Source organism: Pseudomonas sp. ABFPK (assembly GCF_001586765.1).
In the GTDB taxonomy this organism is placed as follows: domain Bacteria; phylum Pseudomonadota; class Gammaproteobacteria; order Pseudomonadales; family Pseudomonadaceae; genus Aquipseudomonas; species Aquipseudomonas asiatica.
This window is the reverse complement of the sequence record NZ_LQXW01000034.1, coordinates 161,673-185,187: the sequence shown is the minus strand read 5'-3', so window position 1 is coordinate 185,187 and position 23,515 is coordinate 161,673. Positions and strand designations below refer to the sequence as shown.

Below are 23,515 nucleotides of genomic sequence, written 5' to 3'. Positions count from 1 at the left end.
CTATGAGCGTTGGCCTCTTCGCGGGTAAACCCGCTCCCACAGAGGAGCTGCGCAAGCCCGAGAGCTATGGGCATCCCTGTTGGAGCGGGTTTACCCGCGAAGAAGCCAGCACCACTTTCCAGCCAGGCACAAAAATGGGGCCACAAAGGGCCCCATTCTTGTGCATCAGAACACCGGCTTACTGGGCCAGCTTCTTGTGCCGTACACGGTGCGGCTGGGCAGCAGCATCGCCCAGGCGCTTCTTGCGGTCGGCTTCGTACTCGGTGTAGTTACCCTCGAAGAACACCACGTTCGAGTCGTCTTCGTACGCCAGGATGTGGGTAGCCACACGGTCCAGGAACCAACGGTCGTGGGAGATCACGATCGCCGCGCCCGGGAAGTCCAGCAGGGCTTCTTCCAGCGAACGCAGGGTTTCGACGTCGAGGTCGTTGGACGGTTCGTCGAGCAGCAGGACGTTACCGCCCTCCTTCAAGGTCAGGGCCAGGTGCAGGCGGCCACGCTCACCACCGGACAGGTCCTTGACGAACTTCTGCTGGTCGCCACCCTTGAAGTTGAAGCGGCCCACATAGGTACGCGACGGGATCTCGTAGTTGCCGATGCGGATCATGTCAGAGCCGTCGGAAACCTGCTGGAACACGGTCTTGCCGCCGTCCAGGTCTTCGCGGCTCTGGTCGACGCAGGCCAGCTGCACGGTTTCACCGATCTCGATGCTGCCCGAGTCCGGCTGTTCCTTGCCCATCAGCATGCGGAACAGGGTCGACTTACCGGCACCGTTACCACCGATCACACCGACGATGGCGCCTTTAGGCATGGAGAACGACAGGTTGTCGATCAGCACGCGGTCGCCGTAGCCCTTGGTGACGTTCTTGAACTCGATGACCTTGTCGCCCAGGCGCGGACCGGCCGGGATGTAGATCTCGTTGGTTTCGCTGCGCTTCTGGAATTCCTGCGACTGCATTTCTTCAAAGCGCTGCAGACGTGCCTTGGACTTGGACTGGCGGGCCTTGGCGCCTTTGCGCACCCATTCCAGTTCCTCTTTCATGGCCTTTTCGTGGGCGCTCTGCTGCTTGGATTCCTGCGCCAGACGCTCGGACTTGGCTTCCAGCCAGCCCGAGTAGTTGCCTTCGTACGGGATACCGGCGCCGCGGTCCAGTTCCAGGATCCAGCCAGCGACGTTGTCGAGGAAGTAACGGTCGTGGGTAATGGCTACCACGGTGCCCGGGAAGTCGTGCAGGAAGCGCTCCAGCCAGGCCACCGAGTCGGCGTCCAGGTGGTTGGTCGGTTCGTCGAGCAGCAGCATGTCGGGGGCCGACAGCAGCAGGCGGCACAGGGCCACGCGGCGCTTCTCACCACCGGACAGGTGCTCGATGCGTGCATCCCAGGCCGGCAGACGCAGGGCGTCGGCGGCAACGTCCAGCTGGCGCTCCAGGTTGTGGCCGTCAGCGGCCTGCAGGATGGCTTCCAGCTTGGCCTGCTCGGCGGCCAGCTTGTCGAAGTCGGCATCCGGCTCGGCGTAGGCAGCATAGACCTCGTCCAGGCGCGCCTGGGCGTCCTTGATCACGCTGACCGCTTCCTCGACCACTTCGCGCACCGACTTGTTCGGGTCCAGTTGCGGTTCCTGTGGCAGGTAGCCAACGTTGATGTCGGGCATCGGACGGGCTTCGCCGTCGAATTCCTTGTCGACGCCCGCCATGATCCGCAGCAGGGTCGATTTACCCGCGCCGTTCAGGCCGAGCACGCCGATCTTGGCGCCCGGGAAGAACGACAGGGAAATGTTCTTGAGAATTTCCCGCTTCGGCGGCACGACCTTGCTCAGCCGATGCATGGTGTAGACGTATTGAGCCAAAACCAAGCCCTCTAATCAGATAGGTAAAGACATCGACGATCGCCCCGGCGCGCTGGCCAGGGGGATGTATTTACGGGGTGTCATTGAACAAAGTCGCCCATTCTACGCCAACGCGCGGCGTTGCATAGGAGGGGCGGATGGTGGGGGGGGTAGGACCGGGGAGAATCTATTGCCTGTGCTGGCCTCTTCGCGGCTAAAGCCGCTCCCACAGGTACTGCACAGTTCTCGAAGGCAGTGATAATCCCTGTGGGAGCGGCTTTAGCCGCGAAAGGGCCGGTACAGCTGCAGATGACTCAGACGTGACGCTGCTTGGCCTTGCCCCGCGGCAAGCGGCAACGGTCGCCCTGCTCGGCCAGGCGCGCGGCCCAGGCGGACTTCACGCTGAAGCCACCGCTACGAGCCGGCTGCTGCTCGGCAGCTTTGGCCGGTTTGGCGGCCGCAGGCACGCTGACAACCTTGGCCGCCGGCTTGACCTCGGCCACGGTAACAGCCGGCTCAACTGCCGCCTTGGCGGTCTTGCGCAGTTCGGCCAGCGATGGGCTCTTGCTCTTGGCGACAGCTGCCGCCTCGGGTTTGCTCAGCGAACGCTGGCAAGACTTGCAGGATACGTCCTCGGTCACGGCAGTGCTGACAAGGGTCTGACTGCTGCGCCCGCAGGCGGAATCGAGGCCATTGGAGGAAAAGTGAGTAACCAAAACCGAACATCTCCGATGCGTTGTCATTTGAAGCGGGCGCTATTCTCGCACAGGTTGCAGGGGCTTGCCGAACCACCGGGCAGGCACCACCGGTCACATCGGCTGGCACTTTGCCATAATCCTAGGCATGCTAGCCCGTTTCGGGTGTCCGGCCTTATAGTGCGCCACCGCGGTCTGGCAACCAGACACCGGCACACACCGTGCATGATCCATCCCTGCCATCGCCAGCCCAATCGCAGGATCAACGCTTGACCAATCTTACTCATCCGTCGACATTGCGTTCCGCGCCACAGGCGCCCGTGGCCTCGCTGCGCGGGTCGATCAAGGGTGCGCTGGCGCTGCTGGCCCTGATCCTGCTGGGCCTGCTGCTATGGCAGCTGTTCGCCCAGTTCAACCATACCCAGGCTGACCTGCGCAAACAGAGCCTGGATGCCACCGCCGAACTGGCCGACCACCTGAGCCTGAACATGGCCCTCAAGGCGCAACAGGCCGTGAATGTGGTGCAGCCCTACGTCAAGGCGCCGACGCCCTCGGCCCTGCCCAGCCTGCTGGGCACCCTTCGCGAGCGCCTGCCGGCCCTGCAGAGCATGGCCTGGCTGGACGCTACCGGGCAGGTGCAGGCCGACAGCCTGGCCGGCAGCCCCGACCGCCATTTGCTTGACGAGCTGCTGAGGCTGAACCAGGGCAGCCCGTACTTCTTCACCAATTCGGGCGACAACCGCACCGTCTACCTGCTGCTTCGCCAGGCCACCGAACAAGGCCGCGGCTACTGGCTGCTGCGCCTGTCACCGGACTACTACCGCACCCTCACCCTCCACCTGGATGGTGCCGGCCACCCGCTGTGGCTGCTGGAAAACAGCCGCAACGGCGAGGTACTGCAAAGCCATGCGCCGGCCGTTACCAGCAACGAACCGCTGCAAAGCGTGATGCTGGCTTTTATCGACAACAGTACCTGGCAGTTGCGCGGCCTGTTCGACGCCAAGCTGGCCCAACAGAAGCTGCTGCCGGCGCTGCTCGGCAAATGCCTGCTGGTGCTGTTCTGCGCCCTGCTGCCGATGCTGGCCCTGGTCAACATGCGCCGCCGCCAACGGGCGCTGCAGGACGACCGCCGGCGCTATCAGGAAATCTTCGAAGGCACCGGCGTGGCCTTGTGTGTGCTCGACCTGTCCAGCCTGCCCGGCCAACTCGACCGTTACCACCTGCGCAACCGTGCCGCGCTCAAACACAGCCTGGCCCTGGACCCCAACCTGCGCCGCTCGCTGCTGCTGGAGCTGAAGATCACCGAGATCAACCAAGTGGCCCGCCAACTGTTGAACATCGACAGCCACGAAGGTGCCTGGCAGCGCCTGATCGATGGCACTGGCGATGGCCGCGACAGCATCGGCATGCAACTGATCGACGCGCTGATCGAGCAGCGCCCGCTGCTGGAGCTGGAGGTGCGCCTGCCGGCGCCGCTGGGTGGCGAGCTGCACCTGTGGCTGATGGCCCGCCTGCCGCAGCAGCGCCGCGACTACCAGGCGGTCATCCTCAGCATCAGCGACATCACCAGCCGCAAGCAGGTGGAGCTGTCGCTGCTGGAGCGCGAGAGCTTCTGGTCGGACGTGGTGCGCACCGTGCCCGACCAGTTGTATGTGCAGGACGTGCTCAGCCAGCGCATGATCTTCAGCAACCGCCACCTCGGCCAGACCCTGGGCTACGACCGTACCGAGCTGGCGCAGATGGGCGAGCGCTTCTGGGAGCTGCTGCTGCACCCCGAGGATGCCACGCACTACCAGGCGCTGCGCCAGCAACAGCGGGACAGCGGCCATGACCAGCCGCTGCACTGCCAGCTGCGTTTCCGCCACCGCGATGGCGGCTGGCGCTGCTACGACATCCGCGAACAAGTGCTGACCCGTGACGCCGACGGCCTGGTGACACGCATCATCGGCGTGGGTAAGGACGTGACGGTGCAGATCGAGGCCAGCCAGTCGCTGCGCGACAGCGAGCAGCGCTACCGCATGCTCGCCGAAAGCATCAGCGACGTGATCTTCTCCACCGACAACCTGCTCCAGCTCAACTACGTAAGCCCCTCGGTGCAAAGCGTGCTGGGCTACCAGGCCGACTGGATCTTCGCCAACGGCTGGCAGTCGATCATCGCCAACCCGTCCCAGCTCACCGGCATCTATAGCCTGATGGAGCGCGTCAGCAAGGCCATGGGCGACCCGGCCCAGCTGGCCCAGCTACGCAACCAACTGCCCACCCAGCTGTTCCTTTTCGACTGCCTGCGCGCCGATGGCCGCAAGATCCCCATCGAACTGCGCCTGGTGCTGGTGTGGGACGATGAAGAGCGCTTCGAAGGCGTGCTCGGGGTTGGCCGCGACATCAGCCAGCAACGCCGTGCCGAGAAAGACCTGCGCATGGCCGCGACGGTATTCGAGCACTCCACCTCGGCCATCCTCATCACCGACCCGGCGGGCTATATCGTCCAGGCCAACGAAGCGTTCAGCCGCGTCAGTGGCTACGCCGTCAGCGAGGTGCTCGACCAGTTGCCGGGCATGCTTACCGTCGACGAGCAGCAGGAAGGCCACCTGCGCTACGTGGTGAAGCAGCTTTATCAGCGCGGCAGCTGGGAGGGCGAAATGTGGCTCAAGCGCCGCGACGGCGACCACTACCCGGCCTGGGTCGGCATTACCGCAGTGCTTGACGACGAAGGCGACCTGGCCAGCTACGTGTGTTTCTTCACCGACATCAGCGAGCGCAAGGCCAGCGAACAGCGCATCCACCGCCTGGCCTACTACGACGCCCTCACCCACCTGCCCAACCGCACGTTGTTCCAGGACCGTCTGTACAACGCACTGCAGCAGGCCGAGCGGCAAAAGGCCTGGGTGGTGCTGATGTTCCTCGACCTGGACCGCTTCAAGCCGATCAACGACTCCCTCGGCCACGCTGCCGGCGACCGCATGCTCAAGGACATGGCCCAGCGCCTGCTGGCCTGTGTGGACAACGACGACACCGTGGCGCGCATGGGCGGCGACGAGTTCACCCTGCTGCTGCAACCGCGCGCGACCCGCGAGATGGCACTCAACCGCGCCATCCACGTGGCCGAGAACATCCTCGGCAGCCTGGTGCGGCCGTTCGTGCTGGAAAACCGCGAGTTCTTCGTTACCGCAAGTATCGGCATCGCCCTCAGCCCGCAGGACGGCAGCGAGCTGAGCCAGCTGATGAAAAACGCCGACACCGCCATGTACCACGCCAAGGAGCGCGGCAAGAACAACTTCCAGTTCTACCAGGCGGAGATGAACGCCAGCGCCCTGGAACGCCTGGAGCTGGAGAGCGACCTGCGCCATGCCATGGAGCAGAACGAATTCATCCTCTACTACCAGCCGCAGTTCAGTGGCGACGGCAAGCGCCTGACCGGCGCCGAAGCCCTGCTGCGCTGGCGCCACCCGACCCGCGGCCTGGTCCCGCCGGGCGACTTCATCCCGGTGATCGAAGAACTGGGGCTGGTGGTGGACGTGGGCGACTGGGTGCTGCGCGAGGCCAGCCGCCAGCTCAAGGCCTGGCACAAGGCCAAGGTGCGCGTGCCCAAGGTGTCGGTGAACATCTCGGCGCGGCAGTTCTCCGACGGCCAGCTGGGCACGCGCATCGCCACCATTCTGGAAGAAACCGGCCTGCCACCGGCGTGCCTGGAGCTGGAGCTGACCGAAAGCATCCTGATGCGCGAAGTGAACGAAGCCATGCAGATTCTCGCCAGCCTGAAAAACCTCGGCCTGAGCATCGCGGTGGACGACTTCGGCACCGGTTATTCGTCGCTGAACTACCTCAAGCAGTTCCCGATCGACGTGTTGAAGATCGACCGCACCTTCGTCGACGGCCTGCCCGAAGGCGAACAGGATGCGCAGATTGCCCGGGCGATCATCGCCATGGCCCACAGCCTCAACCTGGCGGTGATCGCCGAAGGGGTGGAGACCCACGAGCAGCTGGAGTTCCTGCGCGAGCATGGTTGCGACGAGGTGCAGGGCTACCTGTTCGGGCGGCCGATGCCGGCGCATCAGTTCGAGGCGCAGTTCGCCAACGAGAAGCTCTTCATGTTCCATTGAGCAGTTGCCTGCACTGGCCCTATCGCCGGCAAGCCAGCTCCCACCTCGACCGCACAGACCTCAAGCACTGTGCAGTACCTGTGGGAGATTACCCAGCCCTTTTGGGCTGCGCTGTCGCGCAGAGAACAAATATCGCTCGTCTGACGCGGCCTTTGTAGGAGCAGCCTTGTGCTGCGAAGAGGCCGGTACAAGCAACAGACAGGCTTTGTCAGTACCGGCCTCTTCGCAGCACAAGGCTGCTCCTACAGAACCTCGCCGAACCAATGAGTCATGTGTTGTTCTATGAGAGCTGGCTTGCCGGCGATGAGGCCCGTGCAGGCAGCACATGATCATGGCCCCCTGAATTTATTTTTACGCAGTCACGCTACCCCGCCCGTCTCGTTATAGCCAATGCAACTGATTCTCGTTTGAAAACGAGCACAGCCATCACCTATAACAGTCCGCGCGTCAGGGAGCGCTTCCGATGTCCACAGGTCCTACCCGCCCCTCCACCCTTCCTCGCCATGGAGGGCAACTGTCCCTCCTGAGCCTTTCCCTACTGAACCTCGCCCTGCTCGCCAGCGGCGCCATGAGCCTGCCGGCGCTGGCCGCCGAGACGGCACAGGCCAGCAGCCCGCGCATGGGCGACTACCGCTTCAGCATCGGCCAGCAGCCGCTGGTTTCGGCCATCAATGCTTTCAGCCAGGTCACCGGCTGGCAGGTCGGCTTCAGCGCAGAACTGGCCAACGGCGTGGCATCACCAGGGGTGCAGGGTTCGCTACCGCCGGAAGCCGCGCTCAAGCGCCTGCTGCACGGCACCGGCCTGGGCTTTCGCAAGATCAGCAACGGCAATGTGGTGCTCGAACGCCAGGCCAGCGCCAATGTGATTGCCCTGCAGCAGGTGACCGTCAGCGCCACCCGCAGCGCCCAGGACGTCAGCCAGGTGCCGAGCACCGTCAGCGTGCAGACCCGCGAGCAACTGGACCGGCAGAACGTGAACAACATCCAGGACCTTGTGCGCTACGAACCAGGAGTGTCGGTAGCCGGCACCGGCCAGCGCAGCGGCCTGAACGGCTACAACATCCGTGGTATCGATGGCGAGCGCATCCTCACCCAGGTGGACGGCGTGTCGATCCCCGACAGCTTCTTCTTCGGCCCCTACGCCCAGACCCAGCGCAACTACGTTGACCCGGAGATCGTCAAGCGTGTGGAAATCCTCCGCGGCCCGGCCTCGGTGCTGTATGGCAGCAACGCCATCGGCGGGGCGGTGAGCTACTTCACCCTCGACCCGGACGACATCATCAAGCCTGGCAAGGACGCCGGTGCCCGCCTGAAAACCGGCTACAGCTCGGCCGACGAAAGCTGGCTGACCTCGGCCACCGTCGCCGGCCGCCAGGGCGACTTCGACGGCCTGTTGCACCTGAGCCAGCGCAACGGTCACGAAACCGAGACCCACGGCGACCACAGCGGTGACGGCCTGGCGCGTACCGAAGCCAACCCGATGGACGTGCGCACCACAAACGTGCTGGCCAAGCTGGGCTGGAACTACGCCGACGAAGCGCGCCTGGGCTTCACCTACGAGCGCTACAAGGATGACCGCGACCAGAACATCCTCAGTGCGGTGGGCGGGCCTTTCATTCCTGGCTTTGGTGCCCCAGGTTACTACAAGGCGCGTAACGGCAACGACACCGTCACCCGCGAACGCCTTGGCATCAACCATGAGTTCGGCCTGGATTCGCTGGTCGCCGACCATGTGAAGTGGAGCCTGAACTACCAGATCGCCAAGACCGACCAGCACACCGAGGAAGTCTACGCACCGCCTGGCCGTCAGGTACTGCGTACCCGAGACACCCTGTACAAGGACCGCCAGTGGCTATTCGACGCCCAGCTGGACAAGGCCTTCAGCCTCGGCGCCACCGACCACCTGTTGACGTACGGCACCACCCTCAAGCACGAGAAGGTCACCGGTTCCCGCAGCGGCACCGGTACCTGCCTGGCCGTTGGTTCAGGCTGTTCTGCCGCTGGCGCCGAGCGTCCGGCAGACGGCCAGGCCCTGGTCAGCGACTTCCCGGACCCGACCGTGAACACCTACAGCCTGTTCGTGCAGGATGAAATCCGCTGGAACAACTGGACCTTCATGCCTGGTGCTCGTTACGACTACACGCGCATGGAGCCCAGGTTCACCGAGGAATTCCTGCGTGGCCTGGAGTCCAGCGGTACCGCACCAACCTCCCAGGACGACTCGGACAAGAAGTGGCACCGCGTCTCGCCCAAATTCGGCCTGACCTACGCCTTCAACGACAACTACACCTGGTATGGCCAGTACGCCGAAGGTTTCCGCACCCCGACTGCCAAATCCATGTACGGGAAGTTTCAGAACATCGAGCAAGGCTACCGCGTCGAAGGCAACCCGGGTCTCGAACCCGAAAAGAGCAAAAGCTATGAGACCGGCCTGCGTGGCAACTTCGACGCCGGTAATTTCGACGTGGCGGTGTTCTACAACAAGTACCGCGACTTCATCGACGAAGATGCCGTACAAAGCGCCAACCTGGAGCAGACCTTCAAGGCCAACAACATCAAGCACGCCACCATCAAGGGTACCGAGGTCAAGGGCCGCCTGAACCTCGACTACTTCGGTGCGCCGCAGGGCCTGTATACCCAGGGCTCGATCGCCTACACCTATGGCCGCAACGATGACACCGGCGAGCCACTGAACAGCGTCAACCCGCTCAAGGGCGTGTTCGGCCTGGGTTACGAACAACAACACTACGGCGGCCTGCTGAGCTGGACATTGGTCAAGCGCAAGACCCGCGTCGACGACAGCACCTTCTACTCGCCCGACGGTTCGAGCTCCAAGTTCCGCACCCCGGGCTACGGGGTGCTGGACCTGACCGGTTACTACAAGGTCACCGACGACGTGACCATCAACGCCGGCCTGTACAACCTCACCGACAAGAAGTACTGGCAGTGGGATTCGGTACGCAGCTACGACGGTCAGGGTGAAGCGGCCGTGACTCAGCCGGCCAACATCGACCGCCTGACCATGCCGGGGCGCAACTTCGGCATCAATGTGGTTTGGGATATCTGACCTGGATTATCGCTGACAGGTTTGTTTCGTCAGTGCCGGCCTCTTCGCGGGTAAACCCGCTCCCACAGGTATCGCGCAGACCTCGGGCCTGTGATGTCCCTGTGGGAGCGGGTTTACCCGCGAAGAGGCCAGCACTACCAGCACAAATACCCGCTTTTTTTACTGTCCCACCCCCGCTATTTCGTCTTGTCTCTAGACGCCCCTTTTCCAAGGACTGCCCCATGACCGAACGCCCAGCCCTGCGCTCCCAGCGCCTCAACCAGATCACCCACGCCCCCCACGCCGAACTTGATGCCCTGGTCAAAGCCCACGCGCCCTTCGACAGCCGCGAAAGCTTCGCCCGCTTCGTGGTCGCCCAGTACCTGTTCCAGGCCGAGCTGCAGGCCCTGTACAACGACCCGCAACTGATCGCCATCATCCCCGACCTGGCCGAGCGCTGCCGTGCCGAACAGGCCCGCCTGGACCTCGCCGACCTCGACACCGAAGTACCACCAGCCGTGCCGGGCACCCTGCGCAACCCGAGCCTGGGTGAGGCAATGGGCTGGATCTTCGTCTCCGAAGGCTCCAAACTGGGCGCTGCGTTTCTGATCAAGCGTGCCGTGGCCCTGGAACTGTCCGACAGCTTCGGTGCCCGACACCTGGGCGAACCGGCCGGTGGCCGTGCCGAAGGCTGGAAACAGTTCACCCGCATTCTTGATGGCCTGGCCCTGTCGGCCGAAGAGGAAGCCGCTGCCGAACGCGGCGCAGTTGCTGCCTTCGAGCGCTTCACCAAGCTGCTCAAGCATGCCTATGCTGCAGATGCCGCGCTGGTTTGACACGCCATACCCCGGCCACCCTACCGGTGGCCGAACCGCTTCCATGCAGTGAGACCATGACCCGACCCGCCCGTTCGAAACTCGCCCGCCTGCTGTATGCGACCTTGGCTTACGTGAGCCTGGGCGTGGGCCTGGTCGCGATCGTCATTCCCGGCCTGCCGACCACCGAATTCATCCTGCTGGCTGCCTGGGCGGCCACACGCAGTTCGCCGCGCCTGTCTGCCTGGCTGGAGAACCATCGGCTCTTCGGGCCGATATTGCACAACTGGCGCAATGGCAAGGTGATCCAGCGCCGGGCCAAGGTCAGCGCGACCCTCAGCATGCTGCTGTGCGCGGGCCTGATGCTGACGTTCCTGGAACACCGCTGGCCGGTGTTCCTGGCCATTGCCGGCATGACCCTGGGCAACCTGTGGATCTGGTCCCGCCCCGAGCACGCCCCCTGCCCTGCCCCGTCACAAGCTCAGCAGCCCTGAGTACAGGGCATAGGCCGCCAGCGCGGCACCTGCCAGCACAGCAGCGAAAATCAGCTTTTCCCAAGTGGTGAACAAGGTTTTACCCTGCTCATGCTTGGCCCTGGCGAACAGGATCACGCCCGGGGCGTACAGCAGCGCCGACAGCAGCAGGTACTTCAGCCCGCCGGCGTACAACAGCCACACGGCATATACCAGGGCAACCAGCGCCACCAGCAGGTCCTTGCGGCGCAGGGCCGGCTGCTCGTCGTAGGTTTCTGCACGTACCGCCAACAGCACGGCGTAGGCCGCCGACCACAGGTAGGGCACAAGAATCATCGACGAGGCCAGGTAGATCAGGCTGGTATAGGTACCGGCGGAAAACAGCGTGATCAGCAGGAAGCCCTGGATCATGCAGTTGGTCAGCCACAGGGCGTTGGCCGGTACATGGTTGGCGTTTTCCTTGGCCAGGAAACGCGGCATGGTCTTGTCCCGCGCCGTGGCGTAGAGGATCTCGGCACACAGCAACGCCCACGACAGCAGCGCGCCAAGCAGCGAAACCGCCAGGCCGATACTGATCAACAAGGCGCCCCATGGCCCGACGATATGCTCCAGCACCGAAGCCAGTGACGGGTTCTGCAGCCCGGCCAGTTGCGGCTGGGTCATCACCCCCAGCGACAGCACGTTGACCAGCACCAGCAGCGCCAGCACTCCCAGAAAACCGATCACCGTAGCCTTGCCCACATCCGAGCGGCGCTGGGCGCGCCCGGAATACACACTGGCGCCCTCGATGCCGATGAACACGAACACGGTGACCAGCATCATGTTGCGCACCTGCTCCAGCACGCTGCCGAACTGCGGGTTGCTCAGGCCCCAGATGTCACGTGTGAAGATATCGGCGCGGAAGGCGAACGCGGCGATCACCACGAAAACCAGCAACGGTACCACCTTGGCTACGGTGGTCACCTGGTTGATGAACGCCGCTTCCTTGATGCCGCGCAGCACCAGGAAATGCACCGCCCAGAGCAGCAGCGAGGCGCAGCCGATGGCAATTGGCGTGTTGCCCTCGCCGAACACCGGGAAGTAGAAGCCCAGGGTACTGAACAGCAGCACGAAGTAACCGACGTTGCCCAGCCAGGCACTGATCCAGTAGCCCCAGGCCGAGGAAAAACCCATGTATTCGCCAAAGCCGGCCTTGGCGTAGGCGTACACTCCCGAGTCCAGCTCCGGCTTGCGGTTGGCCAGGGTCTGGAATACGAAAGCCAGGGCCAACATGCCGACTGCGGTGATACCCCAACCGATCAGCACAGCCCCCACATCGGCACGCGCCGCCATGTTCTGCGGCAACGAGAAGATCCCGCCTCCAATCATCGAGCCGACCACCAACGCGATCAGCGCGCCCAGGCGCAGCTTCTGTCCCGGTTCGCTCATGAGCCTTCCTTTTTTTTGCGCACTGTCACGGGCTTGAAACAGCCATGCGGTCCATATAAGTGTTGCTACTTATAATGATCCTGACCAATGAAGCTATAGCACTAATAACTGCTTTGTCTATGCCAGCTTTTGCGTAAAAACTAGCAGCTCCGGAGCAACTAGAAAAGAATCCGATAAAACTCGAAATTCTTGTGAAAAATTTGCGAAAGCGGCAAAAACGGCTAGCGTCAAGCATCGCAGGCTGAACAGAGCGTTTGCTCTAGATGGACATGGAGGTGCCAGCATGCAAGGCCTGCGGCATAAGTTGTCGGCACTCTCCAGGAGCTTCGTGAAGGAATTTTCCTACTTCACGTCGCCATGAACTGACCCAAGTCAGCGAATGGCAGCGGCGTCGGATTTACTCTGTCGTCAACTTTCTCCTGGCAGGAGTTGTTAAATGTCTGATTCATCCGGAAAACTAAAGCTCGGCGCGTTAGTTGCACTTGTCGTCGGTTCGATGATTGGTGGCGGTATCTTCTCGCTGCCGCAAAACATGGCTGCCAGCGCAGGGGTTGGCGCTGTACTGATCGGCTGGGCGATCACCGCGGTCGGCATGCTGACCCTGGCGTTCGTGTTCCAGACCCTGGCCAACCGCAAGCCTGACCTGGATGGCGGGGTGTATGCCTACGCCAAGGCTGGCTTTGGCGACTACATGGGCTTCTCCTCGGCCTGGGGCTACTGGATCAGTGCCTGGCTGGGCAACGTCGGCTACTTCGTGCTGCTGTTCAGTACCCTGGGCTACTTCTTCCCGATCTTCGGCGAAGGCAACACCCCGGCCGCCATCATCGGCGCATCAGTGCTGCTGTGGGCCGTGCATTTCCTGGTGCTGCGCGGCATCAAGGAAGCAGCATTCATCAACCTGATCACCACCGTGGCCAAGGTGGTGCCGCTGCTGCTGTTCGCCCTGATCTGCCTGTTCGCCTTCAAGCTCGACATCTTCACCGCCGACATCTGGGCGGTAGGTACGCCAGAGCTGGGCAGCGTGATGAACCAGGTGCGCAACATGATGCTGGTCACCGTGTGGGTGTTCATCGGCATCGAGGGTGCGAGCATCTTCTCGTCGCGGGCGGAAAAACGCTCTGACGTGGGCAAGGCCACGGTCATCGGCTTCGTCACCGTGCTGCTGTTCCTGGTGCTGGTCAACGTGCTGTCGCTGGGCATCATGACCCAACCAGAACTGGCCAAGCTGCAGAACCCGTCGATGGCTGCCGTACTGGAGCATGTGGTCGGCCACTGGGGCGCGGTACTGATCAGCGTCGGCCTGATCATCTCGCTGCTCGGGGCCCTGCTGTCGTGGGTGCTGCTGTGCGCCGAGATCATGTTCGCCGCCGCCAAGGACCATACCATGCCGGAGTTCCTGCGCCGCGAGAACGCCAACCAGGTACCGGCCAACGCCCTGTGGCTGACCAACGCCATGGTGCAGATCTTCCTGGTGATCACGCTGTTTTCCAGCAGTACCTACCTGTCGCTGATCTACCTGGCCACCTCGATGATCCTGGTGCCCTACCTGTGGTCGGCCGCCTATGCCTTCCTGCTGGCTCTGCGTAGCGAAACCTACGAGCAGGCCCTGGCCGAACGGCAGAAGGACCTGGTGATCGGTGGTATCGCCCTGTTGTACGCCGTCTGGCTGCTGTACGCCGGTGGCGTGAAATACCTGCTGCTCTCGGCCCTGCTCTACGCACCTGGCGCAATCCTGTTCGCCAAGGCCAAGCGTGAGGTTGGCCAACCTGTCTTCACCAACGTGGAAAAACTGATCTTCGCAGCCGTGGTCATCGGTGCCCTGGTGGCAGCCTTTGGCCTGTACGACGGCTTCCTGACCCTTTGACCCACGTCTTCGTTCAACTGGAGGAATGAAATCATGTCCGCTGAAAAACAGAAGTACGGTGTCCACTCCGAAGCCGGCAAACTGCGCAAAGTGATGGTTTGCTCGCCGGGCCTGGCGCACAAGCGCCTGACGCCGAGCAACTGTGACGAGCTGCTGTTCGACGACGTGATCTGGGTCGACCAGGCCAAGCGTGACCATTTCGACTTTGTCACCAAGATGCGCGAGCGTGGCGTGGATGTGCTGGAGATGCACAACCTGCTGACCGACATCGTCCAGCAACCCGAAGCACTGAAGTGGATCCTCGATCGCAAGATCACCTCCGACACCGTCGGTGTCGGCCTGACCAATGAAGTGCGAAGCTGGCTCGAAGGCCTCGAGCCACGCCATCTGGCCGAGTTCCTGATCGGCGGCGTGGCAGGCCAGGACTTGCCGGAAAGCGAAGGCGCCAGCGTGGTCAAGATGTACAACGACTACCTGGGCCACTCCAGCTTCATCCTTCCACCGTTGCCCAACACCCAGTTCACCCGCGACACCACCTGCTGGATCTATGGCGGCGTCACGCTCAACCCGATGTACTGGCCGGCGCGCCGCCAGGAAACCCTGTTGACCACCGCCATCTACAAGTTCCACAAGGAGTTCACCGGCGCCGACTTCCAGGTGTGGTACGGCGACCCGGACAAGGACCACGGCAACGCCACCCTTGAGGGTGGTGACGTGATGCCGATCGGCAAAGGCATCGTGCTGATCGGCATGGGCGAGCGCACCTCGCGTCAGGCCATCGGCCAGTTGGCGCAAAACCTGTTCGCCAAGGGCGCGGTGGAAAAAGTCATCGTCGCCGGCCTGCCGAAATCCCGTGCTGCCATGCACCTGGACACCGTGTTCAGCTTCTGCGACCGCGACCTGGTCACGGTCTTCCCGGAAGTGGTGAAAGAGATCGTGCCGTTCATCATCCGCCCGGACGAAAGCAAGCCTTACGGCATGGACGTGCGCCGCGAGAACAAGTCGTTCATCGAGGTGGTGGGCGAGCAGCTTGGGGTCAAGCTGCGCGTGGTCGAAACCGGTGGCAACAGCTTTGCCGCCGAGCGCGAACAGTGGGATGACGGCAACAACGTGGTGGCCATGGAACCGGGCGTGGTCATTGGCTACGACCGCAACACCTACACCAATACCCTGCTACGCAAAGCCGGGATCGAGGTCATCACCATCAGTGCCGGCGAACTGGGCCGGGGCCGGGGCGGCGGCCACTGCATGACCTGCCCGATCGTGCGCGACCCGATCGACTACTAACGACCATTACCCCCGGCCGCCCTCATAAAGCGGCGGCTGGTGCGTTCACCAAACTCAAGGAGAAAAGTCATGGCGTTCAATATTCACAACCGCAACCTGCTCAGCCTGGAACACCACACCACCCGTGAGCTGCGCTACCTGCTGGACCTGTCCCGCGACCTCAAGCGCGCCAAGTACACCGGCACCGAGCAGCAGCACCTGAAAGGCAACAACATCGCGCTGATCTTCGAAAAAACCTCTACCCGTACCCGCTGCGCCTTCGAAGTGGCCGCCTATGACCAGGGCGCCAATGTCACCTACATCGACCCGACCTCGTCGCAGATCGGCCACAAGGAAAGCATGAAGGACACTGCCCGCGTGCTCGGGCGCATGTACGACGCCATCGAGTACCGGGGCTTCAAGCAGGAAATCGTCGAAGAGCTGGCCAAGTTCGCCGGCGTTCCGGTGTTCAACGGCCTGACCGACGAATACCACCCAACCCAGATGATCGCCGACGTGCTGACCATGCGCGAGCACAGCGACAAGCCGCTGCACGACATCAGCTACGCCTACCTGGGCGACGCCCGTAACAACATGGGCAACTCGCTGCTGCTGATCGGCGCCAAGCTTGGCATGGACGTACGCATCGCCGCGCCCAAGGCGCTGTGGCCGCATGACGACCTGGTCGAACGTTGCCACAAGTACGCCGAGGAAAGCGGCGCACGCATCACCCTCACCGAAGACCCGGTTGCCGCGGTCAAGGGTGTGGACTTCGTGCACACCGACGTGTGGGTATCGATGGGTGAGCCGATCGAAGCCTGGGGTGAGCGTATCAAGCTGCTCAAGCCGTATCAGGTGAATGCACAGCTGATGAAGTCCACCGGCAACCCGCGGACCAAGTTCATGCACTGCCTGCCGGCGTTCCACAACTCCGAAACCAAGGTAGGCAAACAGATCGCCGAACAGTACCCGGACCTGGCCAACGGTATCGAAGTGACCGACGACGTCTTCGAGTCGCCGGCCTGCATCGCCTTCGAGCAGGCGGAAAACCGCATGCACACGATCAAGGCGATCCTGGTGTCGACACTGGCTGACCTCTGACAACCACCTCGATCCTGTGGGAGCTGGCTTGCCGGCGATACAGGCAACTCGGTGCATGGCACCGGCTTCGCCGGTGATCGCCGGCAAGCCAGCTCCCACAATGGATCGAGGCGCTCACCCCATATCCGCAAAGGACATTCCCATGCGTATCGTTGTTGCATTGGGCGGCAACGCCCTGCTGCGTCGCGGCGAGCCCATGACCGCTGACAACCAGCGGGCCAATATCCGCACCGCCACCGAACAGATCGCCAAGATCCACCCAGGCAACGAACTGGTCATCGCCCACGGCAACGGCCCGCAAGTTGGCCTGCTATCGCTGCAGGGCCTGTCCTACAAGCCCGACGAGGCCTACCCGCTGGACGTGCTGGGGGCCGAGACCGAGGGCATGATCGGCTACATGATCGAACAGGAACTGGGCAACTTGCTGGCCTTCGAAGTGCCGTTCGCCACCCTGCTGACCCAGGTCGAAGTGGACGCCAACGACCCCGCCTTCAAGGACCCGACCAAGTTCATCGGCCCGGTCTATGGCAAGGAAGAGGCCGAGCGCCTGGCCAAGGAAAAGGGTTGGGTGGTCAAGGCCGACGGCGACAAGTACCGCCGAGTGGTGGCCAGCCCGAAACCCAAACGCATCTTCGAAATCCGCCCGATCAAGTGGCTGCTGGAAAAGAGCAGCATCGTGATTTGCGCCGGCGGCGGCGGCATCCCCACCATGTACGATGAGAACCGCAAGCTCAAGGGCATCGAGGCGGTGATCGACAAGGACCTGTGCTCGGCCCTGCTGGCAGAGCAGCTGGACGCCGACCTACTGATCATTGCCACCGACGTCGATGCGGCCTATGTTGACTGGGGCAAGCCCACACAAAAGGCCATTGCCCAGGCCCACCCCGACGAACTCGAACGCCTTGGCTTCGCCGCCGGCTCCATGGGGCCGAAGGTGCAGGCCGCCTGCGACTTTGCCCGCAACACCGGCAAAGTGGCAGTGATCAGTTCGCTGGAGAACATCGAAGACATCGTCAAAGGCACCGCCGGCACGCGCGTTTCCACCGCGAAGCCGGGGATCAGCTACCGTTGAATGCAGTAGGCGGGCGCCAGCGTCCGCCATTTTCGACCTTCCAAAGGAGCTTGCCATGGCCCAGTACCAACCCGGTCATGTACACATCGAGCGCACCGCGCTGAACCAGAATGACCACAGCTATGACCTGAACATCGAATACGAGGCAGTGTCGGACCCCAAGGAAGGTAGAGGCATCCAGTTCAAGATGCATGGCAGCATCGAAGGCAAGCCAGTGGAAGAAAAGTTCTTCCTGGCCAAGGACCAGGTATTGCCCAGCTTCCTCATGCAACTGAGCCGAAGGGCGCAGTCGTACCTGAAGCCACCGAAGAAATTCGAGAGCCTGAGCTCGCCGCACAAGCTTTATGACCATATGTTCGCGGACATTCGCGAAAAGCTGGATGTGAAATCGGGCGACCCGATCAAGCCTGAACATCTGGAGTGATTTCAAGAACCGGGGCCGCAAAGCGGCCCCGACAATGTTGAGGCATACTACCGCCCTCCCCCAGCCACAACCGCCCCCTCCCCATGCGCATCCACGTCAGCTTCATCGACCGCGTCGGCATCACCCAGGAAGTCCTCGCCCTGCTCGGTGCCCGCAACCTCAACCTGGACGCCGTGGAGATGGTCCCGCCGAACGTCTACATCGACGCCCCTACCCTCAGCCCCGCCGTGCTCGAAGAACTGCACGACGCGCTGTTCGAGGTACATGGCGTGCAATCGGTGGACGTGGTCGACATCCTCCCTGGCCAACGCCGGCACCTGCAGCTCGATGCCCTGCTGGCGGCGATGAGCGACCCGGTGCTGGCCGTGGACAGTGCCGGCAAGGTGCTGCTGGCCAACCCGGCGCTGATCGAACTGTGCGGCCGCGAATCGGCCGGGCGCTCGGTGGGTGAGCTGTTCGGCGACCCGGCGCTGCTGCAGGCCCTGCTGGACAACAACTTCCACCTGCCCATGCGCGAGATGCAGCTCAACGGCCAGAGCCTGTTGCTGGACGCCATGCCGATCACCAACGCCGGTGGCCTGCTGACACTGTATCCGCCTACGCGCATGGGCGAACGCCTGTCGGCCCTGCACCACGACCATGCCGAAGGCTTCGATGCCTTGCTCGGCGAGTCACCGGCCATCCGCACCCTCAAGGCCCGCGCCCTGCGCGTGGCGGCGCTCGATGCACCGCTGCTGGTGCATGGCGAAACCGGCACCGGCAAAGAACTGGTAGCCCGCGCCTGCCACGCCATCAGCAGCCGCCACGCGGCACCATTCCTGGCCCTGAACTGTGCTGCGCTGCCCGAGAGCCTGGCCGAGAGCGAACTGTTCGGCTACGCCCCCGGGGCCTTCACCGGCGCACAACGGGGCGGCAAGCCCGGGCTGATGGAGCTGGCCAACCAGGGCACGGTATTCCTCGATGAAATCGGCGAGATGTCGCCATACCTGCAGGCCAAGCTGCTGCGCTTTCTCAGCGATGGCAGCTTCCGCCGGGTGGGTGGCGACCGCGAAGTGAAGGTGGATGTACGCATCATCAGCGCCACCCACCGCGACCTGGAGCGCATGGTCGCCGAAGGCAGCTTCCGCGAAGACCTGTTCTACCGCCTGAACGTGCTCAATCTGCAAGTGCCACCGCTGCGCGACCGTGGCCAGGACATCCTGATGCTGGCGCATTTCTTCATGCAGCAGGCCTGCACGCAGATCCAGCGTCCACCCTGCAGGCTGACCCCGGCTACCCATTCGGCACTGCTGGCCAACCCTTGGCCGGGCAATGTGCGCCAGCTGCAGAACGTGATATTCCGCGCCGCAGCCATCTGCGAGGGCAACCTGGTGGATATTGGTGACCTGGACATCGCCGGCACCTCGGTGGCCCGTGGTCAGGACGGCGAAGTGGCCAGCCTGGAACAGGCCGTGAGTGATTTCGAGCGCGAACTGCTGCAACGCCTGTACGCCAGCTACCCGTCCACGCGGCAACTGGCCGGGCGCTTGCAAACTTCACATACCGCCATTGCGCAGCGCCTGCGCAAATATGGAATACCGGGCAAAGCCTGATACCTGTCAGATAGCGTCAACGGGGCTGCTACGCAGCCCGTCGCAGGCAAGCCAGCTCCCACAGGTATCGCGCACATCCTGAATTCTGCGCGATACCTGTGGGAGATTGCCCAGCCCTTTTGGGCTGCGCTGTCGCGCAGAGAACAAATATCGCTCGTCTGACGCGTCCTTTGTAGGAGCAGCCTTGTGCTGCGAAGAGGCCGGTACTGACAAAGCCTGTCTGTTGCTAGTACCGGCCTCTTCGCAGCACAAGGCTGCTCCTACAGAACCTCGCTGAACCAATGAGTCATGTGTTGTGCCATGTGAGAGCTGGCTTGCCTGCGATGGGCCGCAAAGCGGCCCCTGATAGTTATTGCAATAATCCGGTTGTTATTCAGGCTTTTCCTACGCCAGTGAAAGATACTCTCCCACGTATGCCTCGTAGAATGGTGACAGTGTATTCCCACCTGTCACCCCACTTCTCCGCCCCATAGCGGGAAGTGGTCCGCTACTGGATATAACGAGAGCACCTGATGTTTGAACTCGATTTTTACGGGACGCTTGTAGCCGCCTCTTTGGTACTGTTATTGGGGCGCGGCCTGGTCGCGCGTATTGGTTTCCTGCGCACTTACAATATTCCGGAACCTGTCGCTGGCGGCCTGGTAGTGGCCTTGGCGTTCCTGGCGTTGCGCAGTTTCGATATCCACGTGCAATTCGATACTTCACTGCAAACTCCTCTGATGCTGGCATTCTTCGCCACCATCGGTTTGAGTGCAGACTTCGCCAGCCTGAAAAAAGGTGGCCGCGTGGTTACCGTGTTCCTGCTGGTGGTAACCGGCTTGCTGCTGGTCCAGAACGCCATGGGTATCGGCCTGGCAACGGCACTTGGCCTCGACCCGCTGATGGGCCTGCTGGCCGGCTCTATTACCTTGTCCGGCGGTCACGGTACAGGCGCCGCGTGGGGGGCCACTTTCACCGAAAAGTTCGGTCTGGCGTCGGCCTCCGAACTGGCAATGGCATCAGCTACCTTCGGCCTGGTACTGGGTGGCCTTATTGGTGGCCCGGTCGCCCGGTTGCTGATCAGACGGGTAACGACACCTGGTATCGAAGAACCAGCACCACAACTGCCCAAGGGTTTCGAACAACCAGACAAAGAGCGCCTGATTACACCGTTTTCATTTATCGAAACACTGGCGCTGATCGCTGTCAGTTTGCTCGCTGGCTCGTTACTTAACGGTTTGCTGAAAGGCACTGCGTTTGAACTGCCAACGTTCGTTTGCGTGTTGTTTGTGGGCGTGGTGTTGCGAAACGGCCTTTCGGCGCTCGGCTTTTATCAAGTCTTCGAGCGGGAAATCTCGGTATTGGGCAATGTGAGTTTGTCGTTATTCCTGGCCATTGCCTTGATGTCGCTCAAGTTGTGGGACCTTTCAGCGCTGGCATTACCATTCTTTGCATTGCTCGCCGCACAGACATTGGTCATGGCACTGTTCGCGATATTCGTCACGTTCCGGGTCATGGGCCGCAACTATGATGCAGCGGTACTGGCTGCCGGGCACTGTGGTTTCGGCCTGGGTGCAACGCCAACGGCAATCGCCAACATGCAAGCGGTGACCCAGCGCTACGGAGCCTCGCGCATTGCCTTCCTGGTGGTGCCGATGGTGGGGGCGTTCTTCATCGACATCATCAATGTCATCGTCATCAAGCTGTATCTGGCGTTGCCCTGGATTGCCTAGATCGAGGTCAGGCCATGCTCCAGGGCGTATTTCACGAGTGCCGCAGGGGTATCGATATTGAGCTTGCGCCTGATGCTCAGCCGATAGGTTTCCACTGTACGGACACTGATATCCAGCTCTTGGGCCATTTTCTTGTTGTTGTGCCCCTTGGCGATCATTGACAGCACTTGCAACTCACGGGGCGTCAGCTCGTGCTCGTCCCGGTTGCTCACGGCGAGCTTGCGAGTGATTTCCGAGCTGTAGAAGCTTCCTCCCGCAGCGATGGCCTCGATGGCCGCGATGAGCTCTGCGGAAGGCGCATTCTTCAGCACATAACCTAGCGCTCCGGAACTGATGGAGGTGCGGACGTACTCCTGGTTGTCGTACATGCTCAGCATGAGGATCCTGATATCCGGGTAGCGTTCGCGCAGCTTGCGCGTGAGCTCCAACCCGTTCATGTCCTGAAGCCCTACGTCGACCAGGAGAATGTCCAGTTCAGTAGTCGCTACCAACTCGATTGCCTGGGCTCCTGACTCGGCCTGGCCGACAACCTCGAAGTGCGGGATCGCGCACAGCAGCGCCTTTACGCCGTCACGCACAAGGACGTGGTCGTCGACCAGGGCGATTCTGACCGGATGGGTTACGCTCATGGAGTCCTCGAGGGTTGGCGTGGCAAGGCTGCTCAGCTGATCGTAACCGGTATCTGCACCTGTAGCTCGGTACGGCCGTAAGAGGATGCGATGTTGACGCTACCCGAGTGGTGGTCCACTCGTTCGCGAATGTTCCTCAGGCCGATACCGTGGCACTCGTCTGCTGCGCGGGTGTCGAACCCTACCCCGTTGTCCTCCACACGCAATACGATCATGCCCTGCTGTTGCGTGACGGAAACGATCGCGGCAGTGGCTTTGGCATGACGCTCCACGTTCGCGAGGGCCTCTTGAATGATGCGGAACAGCGTCAACCTGAGGCTGGTATCGATGTCCGCCGCATCCATTCCACATTCGTACTGGGTGTGAATCGAGGTACGTTGCTCGAACTCACGGACATGTTGCTCGATGGCAGGCGACAACCCCAACGTGTCCAGAAGCGAGGGGCGCAGATCATGGGAAATGCGGCGTATCTCACCGATCGCCGCGCCAAGTCTGCAAGTACCTTTGCGCAGGTTTTCCAGGCCCTCGCTCCGGCCGTTGGCCAGTTCGATGGCGGCCAGCTCATACTGGAACTTGATCGACACTAGCTCCTGACTGATCCCGTCATGCAGTTCACGCGAAACCCGCGAGCGCTCCTCCTCCTGCAGGTTCACGATCCGCTGGTTGAGCGTGGAAAGCTTACGGTCCGCCAGGCGATGCTCACTGACGTTCAGCATCAGGCCACCGGTAAAAATCACCAGTACGGCAATCAACGAGAACGAGGCGATCGCCAGAACCGTGGTCAGTACCCCGGTAGCGACCTCTTGCCGGGACTTGCGGGTCGCCACCTCCACATCGTCGATGTATATGCCTGTGCCAAGCATCCAGCCCCAACGGTCCAGCATCACGACATATGACAGTTTCCCGGTAATCTGCCCGGAAGAAGGCTTCTGCCAGTCGTACAACTGGAATCCATCGCCCTCCCTGGCGCTCTTGAGTAGCGCCTGGATGACCGGTAGCCCGTTCTTGTCGGTCAGCGTAATGAGTTGCTTGCCAACCAGCTCGGACTGCCTCGGGTGCATCAGGTTCTTGCCCTGCTGGTCATACACGAAGAAGTAGCCGTCGAGGCCGAAGTTGGCTTGGGACAGGATCTCCAGTGCACGCTGCCGAGTTGCTTCATCATCGGTGCTGCCTTCATACAACGGCGCGATGAGGCTCATCGCCAGGCTTAGGTAGTTTTTCAACTCGGCCTTCTTTGCTGCCATGATGCTGCTTTCAACCAGGCGTGCCTGTTCCTCCTCCAGCTTGCGACTCTGGGCAAACACGAGGACACAGATGAACAGGACCGAAAGGACGAGTGGAAGCACACTGAGAGTGACGATCTTGTGCTTGAGTTGCATGGTCATTTCCAATGCAGGAGCGGGCCGGCAACAGCACTATGCCTGCTGCCGGCCTTCCAAAGCGAGAGCACCATGATGAACGTTGCGCCTGCCT

General features: G+C 62.2%; 16 protein-coding genes. 11 read left to right on the top strand and 5 right to left on the bottom strand.

The genetic code is table 11. The features are described 5' to 3' along the window. Positions 1-178 precede the first annotated feature (178 nt). Positions 179-1,846: an energy-dependent translational throttle protein EttA gene (ettA, locus tag WM94_RS20035; protein WP_015268893.1), complete on the bottom strand. Its 1,668-nt coding sequence runs from the start codon at positions 1,844-1,846 to the stop codon at positions 179-181. A gap of 293 nt (positions 1,847-2,139) precedes the next feature. Further along, positions 2,140-2,541 carry a hypothetical protein gene (locus tag WM94_RS20030; RefSeq protein WP_024086234.1) on the bottom strand — a complete coding sequence of 134 codons (402 nt, stop codon included), beginning with the start codon at positions 2,539-2,541 and terminating at the stop codon, positions 2,140-2,142. Between the two features lie 248 nt (positions 2,542-2,789). On the opposite strand from WM94_RS20030, the gene WM94_RS20025 reads away from it, so the two are divergent. The 4 genes from WM94_RS20025 to WM94_RS20010 all read left to right on the top strand — a co-directional run bounded on the left by WM94_RS20025 (position 2,790) and on the right by WM94_RS20010 (position 10,975). After that, entirely contained in the window at positions 2,790-6,620 is a 3,831-nt protein-coding gene (locus WM94_RS20025) for a bifunctional diguanylate cyclase/phosphodiesterase (protein ID WP_061551967.1), read from the top strand. A gap of 463 nt (positions 6,621-7,083) precedes the next feature. Continuing rightward, the gene (locus tag WM94_RS20020; protein WP_061551966.1) at positions 7,084-9,687 is read left to right on the top strand and encodes a TonB-dependent receptor; all 2,604 of its coding nucleotides are present in this window, start codon (positions 7,084-7,086) and stop codon (positions 9,685-9,687) included. Positions 9,688-9,908: 221 nt separating this feature from the next. Further along, complete coding sequence (locus WM94_RS20015) at positions 9,909-10,502, top strand: biliverdin-producing heme oxygenase (protein ID WP_061551965.1); 594 nt, start codon at positions 9,909-9,911, stop codon at positions 10,500-10,502. Between the two features lie 56 nt (positions 10,503-10,558). Then, positions 10,559-10,975, top strand: coding sequence for a YbaN family protein (locus WM94_RS20010; RefSeq protein ID WP_013971115.1), 417 nt, complete (start codon positions 10,559-10,561; stop codon positions 10,973-10,975). Here WM94_RS20010 and arcD (WM94_RS20005) read toward each other — a convergent pair. Then, positions 10,955-12,382, bottom strand: a complete 1,428-nt coding sequence (gene arcD / locus WM94_RS20005) for an arginine-ornithine antiporter (protein WP_061551964.1) — start codon at positions 12,380-12,382, stop codon at positions 10,955-10,957. The genes WM94_RS20010 and arcD (WM94_RS20005) overlap by 21 nt on opposite strands. Before the next feature lie 436 nt (positions 12,383-12,818). On the opposite strand from arcD (WM94_RS20005), the gene arcD (WM94_RS20000) reads away from it, so the two are divergent. The 7 genes from arcD (WM94_RS20000) to gltS all read left to right on the top strand — a co-directional run bounded on the left by arcD (WM94_RS20000) (position 12,819) and on the right by gltS (position 21,413). Continuing rightward, positions 12,819-14,246 carry an arginine-ornithine antiporter gene (arcD, locus tag WM94_RS20000; RefSeq protein ID WP_015269087.1) on the top strand — a complete coding sequence of 476 codons (1,428 nt, stop codon included), beginning with the start codon at positions 12,819-12,821 and terminating at the stop codon, positions 14,244-14,246. A gap of 33 nt (positions 14,247-14,279) precedes the next feature. Further along, positions 14,280-15,533: an arginine deiminase gene (gene arcA / locus WM94_RS19995; RefSeq protein ID WP_003257954.1), complete on the top strand. Its 1,254-nt coding sequence runs from the start codon at positions 14,280-14,282 to the stop codon at positions 15,531-15,533. Between the two features lie 69 nt (positions 15,534-15,602). Beyond that, positions 15,603-16,613: an ornithine carbamoyltransferase gene (locus WM94_RS19990; RefSeq protein ID WP_013971112.1), complete on the top strand. Its 1,011-nt coding sequence runs from the start codon at positions 15,603-15,605 to the stop codon at positions 16,611-16,613. A 142-nt stretch (positions 16,614-16,755) separates the two neighbouring features. Beyond that, the gene (arcC, locus tag WM94_RS19985) at positions 16,756-17,685 is read left to right on the top strand and encodes a carbamate kinase (RefSeq protein ID WP_003257953.1); all 930 of its coding nucleotides are present in this window, start codon (positions 16,756-16,758) and stop codon (positions 17,683-17,685) included. Between the two features lie 55 nt (positions 17,686-17,740). Further along, on the top strand, positions 17,741-18,109 hold the full coding sequence (locus WM94_RS19980; RefSeq protein WP_013971111.1) for a DUF5064 family protein: 369 nt from the start codon (positions 17,741-17,743) through the stop codon (positions 18,107-18,109). 83 nt (positions 18,110-18,192) lie between these two features. Beyond that, entirely contained in the window at positions 18,193-19,701 is a 1,509-nt protein-coding gene (locus WM94_RS19975) for a sigma-54-dependent transcriptional regulator (protein ID WP_061551963.1), read from the top strand. 512 nt (positions 19,702-20,213) lie between these two features. Further along, on the top strand, positions 20,214-21,413 hold the full coding sequence (gene gltS / locus WM94_RS19970; protein WP_061551962.1) for a sodium/glutamate symporter: 1,200 nt from the start codon (positions 20,214-20,216) through the stop codon (positions 21,411-21,413). On the opposite strand, the gene WM94_RS19965 is transcribed toward gltS, so the two are convergent. After that, a complete protein-coding gene (locus WM94_RS19965; RefSeq protein ID WP_024086354.1) occupies positions 21,410-22,042 on the bottom strand; it encodes a response regulator transcription factor in 633 nt (210 codons plus the stop codon). The genes gltS and WM94_RS19965 overlap by 4 nt on opposite strands. A 32-nt stretch (positions 22,043-22,074) precedes the next feature. Then, positions 22,075-23,421: a cache domain-containing protein gene (locus WM94_RS19960; protein WP_039612817.1), complete on the bottom strand. Its 1,347-nt coding sequence runs from the start codon at positions 23,419-23,421 to the stop codon at positions 22,075-22,077. Positions 23,422-23,515 lie beyond the last annotated feature (94 nt).

What these genes read in the sequence shown, in the direction of transcription:
- arcC (WP_003257953.1), top strand. Translation starts at nt 16,756, where the DNA reads ATGCGTATCGTTGTTGCATTGGGCGGCAACGCCCTGCTGCGTCGCGGC.
- WM94_RS19990 (WP_013971112.1), top strand. Translation starts at nt 15,603, where the DNA reads ATGGCGTTCAATATTCACAACCGCAACCTGCTCAGCCTGGAACACCAC.
- WM94_RS19980 (WP_013971111.1), top strand. Translation starts at nt 17,741, where the DNA reads ATGGCCCAGTACCAACCCGGTCATGTACACATCGAGCGCACCGCGCTG.
- WM94_RS20010 (WP_013971115.1), top strand. Translation starts at nt 10,559, where the DNA reads ATGACCCGACCCGCCCGTTCGAAACTCGCCCGCCTGCTGTATGCGACC.
- WM94_RS20020 (WP_061551966.1), top strand. Translation starts at nt 7,084, where the DNA reads ATGTCCACAGGTCCTACCCGCCCCTCCACCCTTCCTCGCCATGGAGGG.
- arcD (WP_061551964.1), bottom strand. Translation starts at nt 12,382, where the DNA reads ATGAGCGAACCGGGACAGAAGCTGCGCCTGGGCGCGCTGATCGCGTTG.
- arcA (WP_003257954.1), top strand. Translation starts at nt 14,280, where the DNA reads ATGTCCGCTGAAAAACAGAAGTACGGTGTCCACTCCGAAGCCGGCAAA.
- gltS (WP_061551962.1), top strand. Translation starts at nt 20,214, where the DNA reads ATGTTTGAACTCGATTTTTACGGGACGCTTGTAGCCGCCTCTTTGGTA.
- WM94_RS19975 (WP_061551963.1), top strand. Translation starts at nt 18,193, where the DNA reads ATGCGCATCCACGTCAGCTTCATCGACCGCGTCGGCATCACCCAGGAA.
- WM94_RS19960 (WP_039612817.1), bottom strand. Translation starts at nt 23,421, where the DNA reads ATGCAACTCAAGCACAAGATCGTCACTCTCAGTGTGCTTCCACTCGTC.
- arcD (WP_015269087.1), top strand. Translation starts at nt 12,819, where the DNA reads ATGTCTGATTCATCCGGAAAACTAAAGCTCGGCGCGTTAGTTGCACTT.
- WM94_RS19965 (WP_024086354.1), bottom strand. Translation starts at nt 22,042, where the DNA reads ATGAGCGTAACCCATCCGGTCAGAATCGCCCTGGTCGACGACCACGTC.
- WM94_RS20015 (WP_061551965.1), top strand. Translation starts at nt 9,909, where the DNA reads ATGACCGAACGCCCAGCCCTGCGCTCCCAGCGCCTCAACCAGATCACC.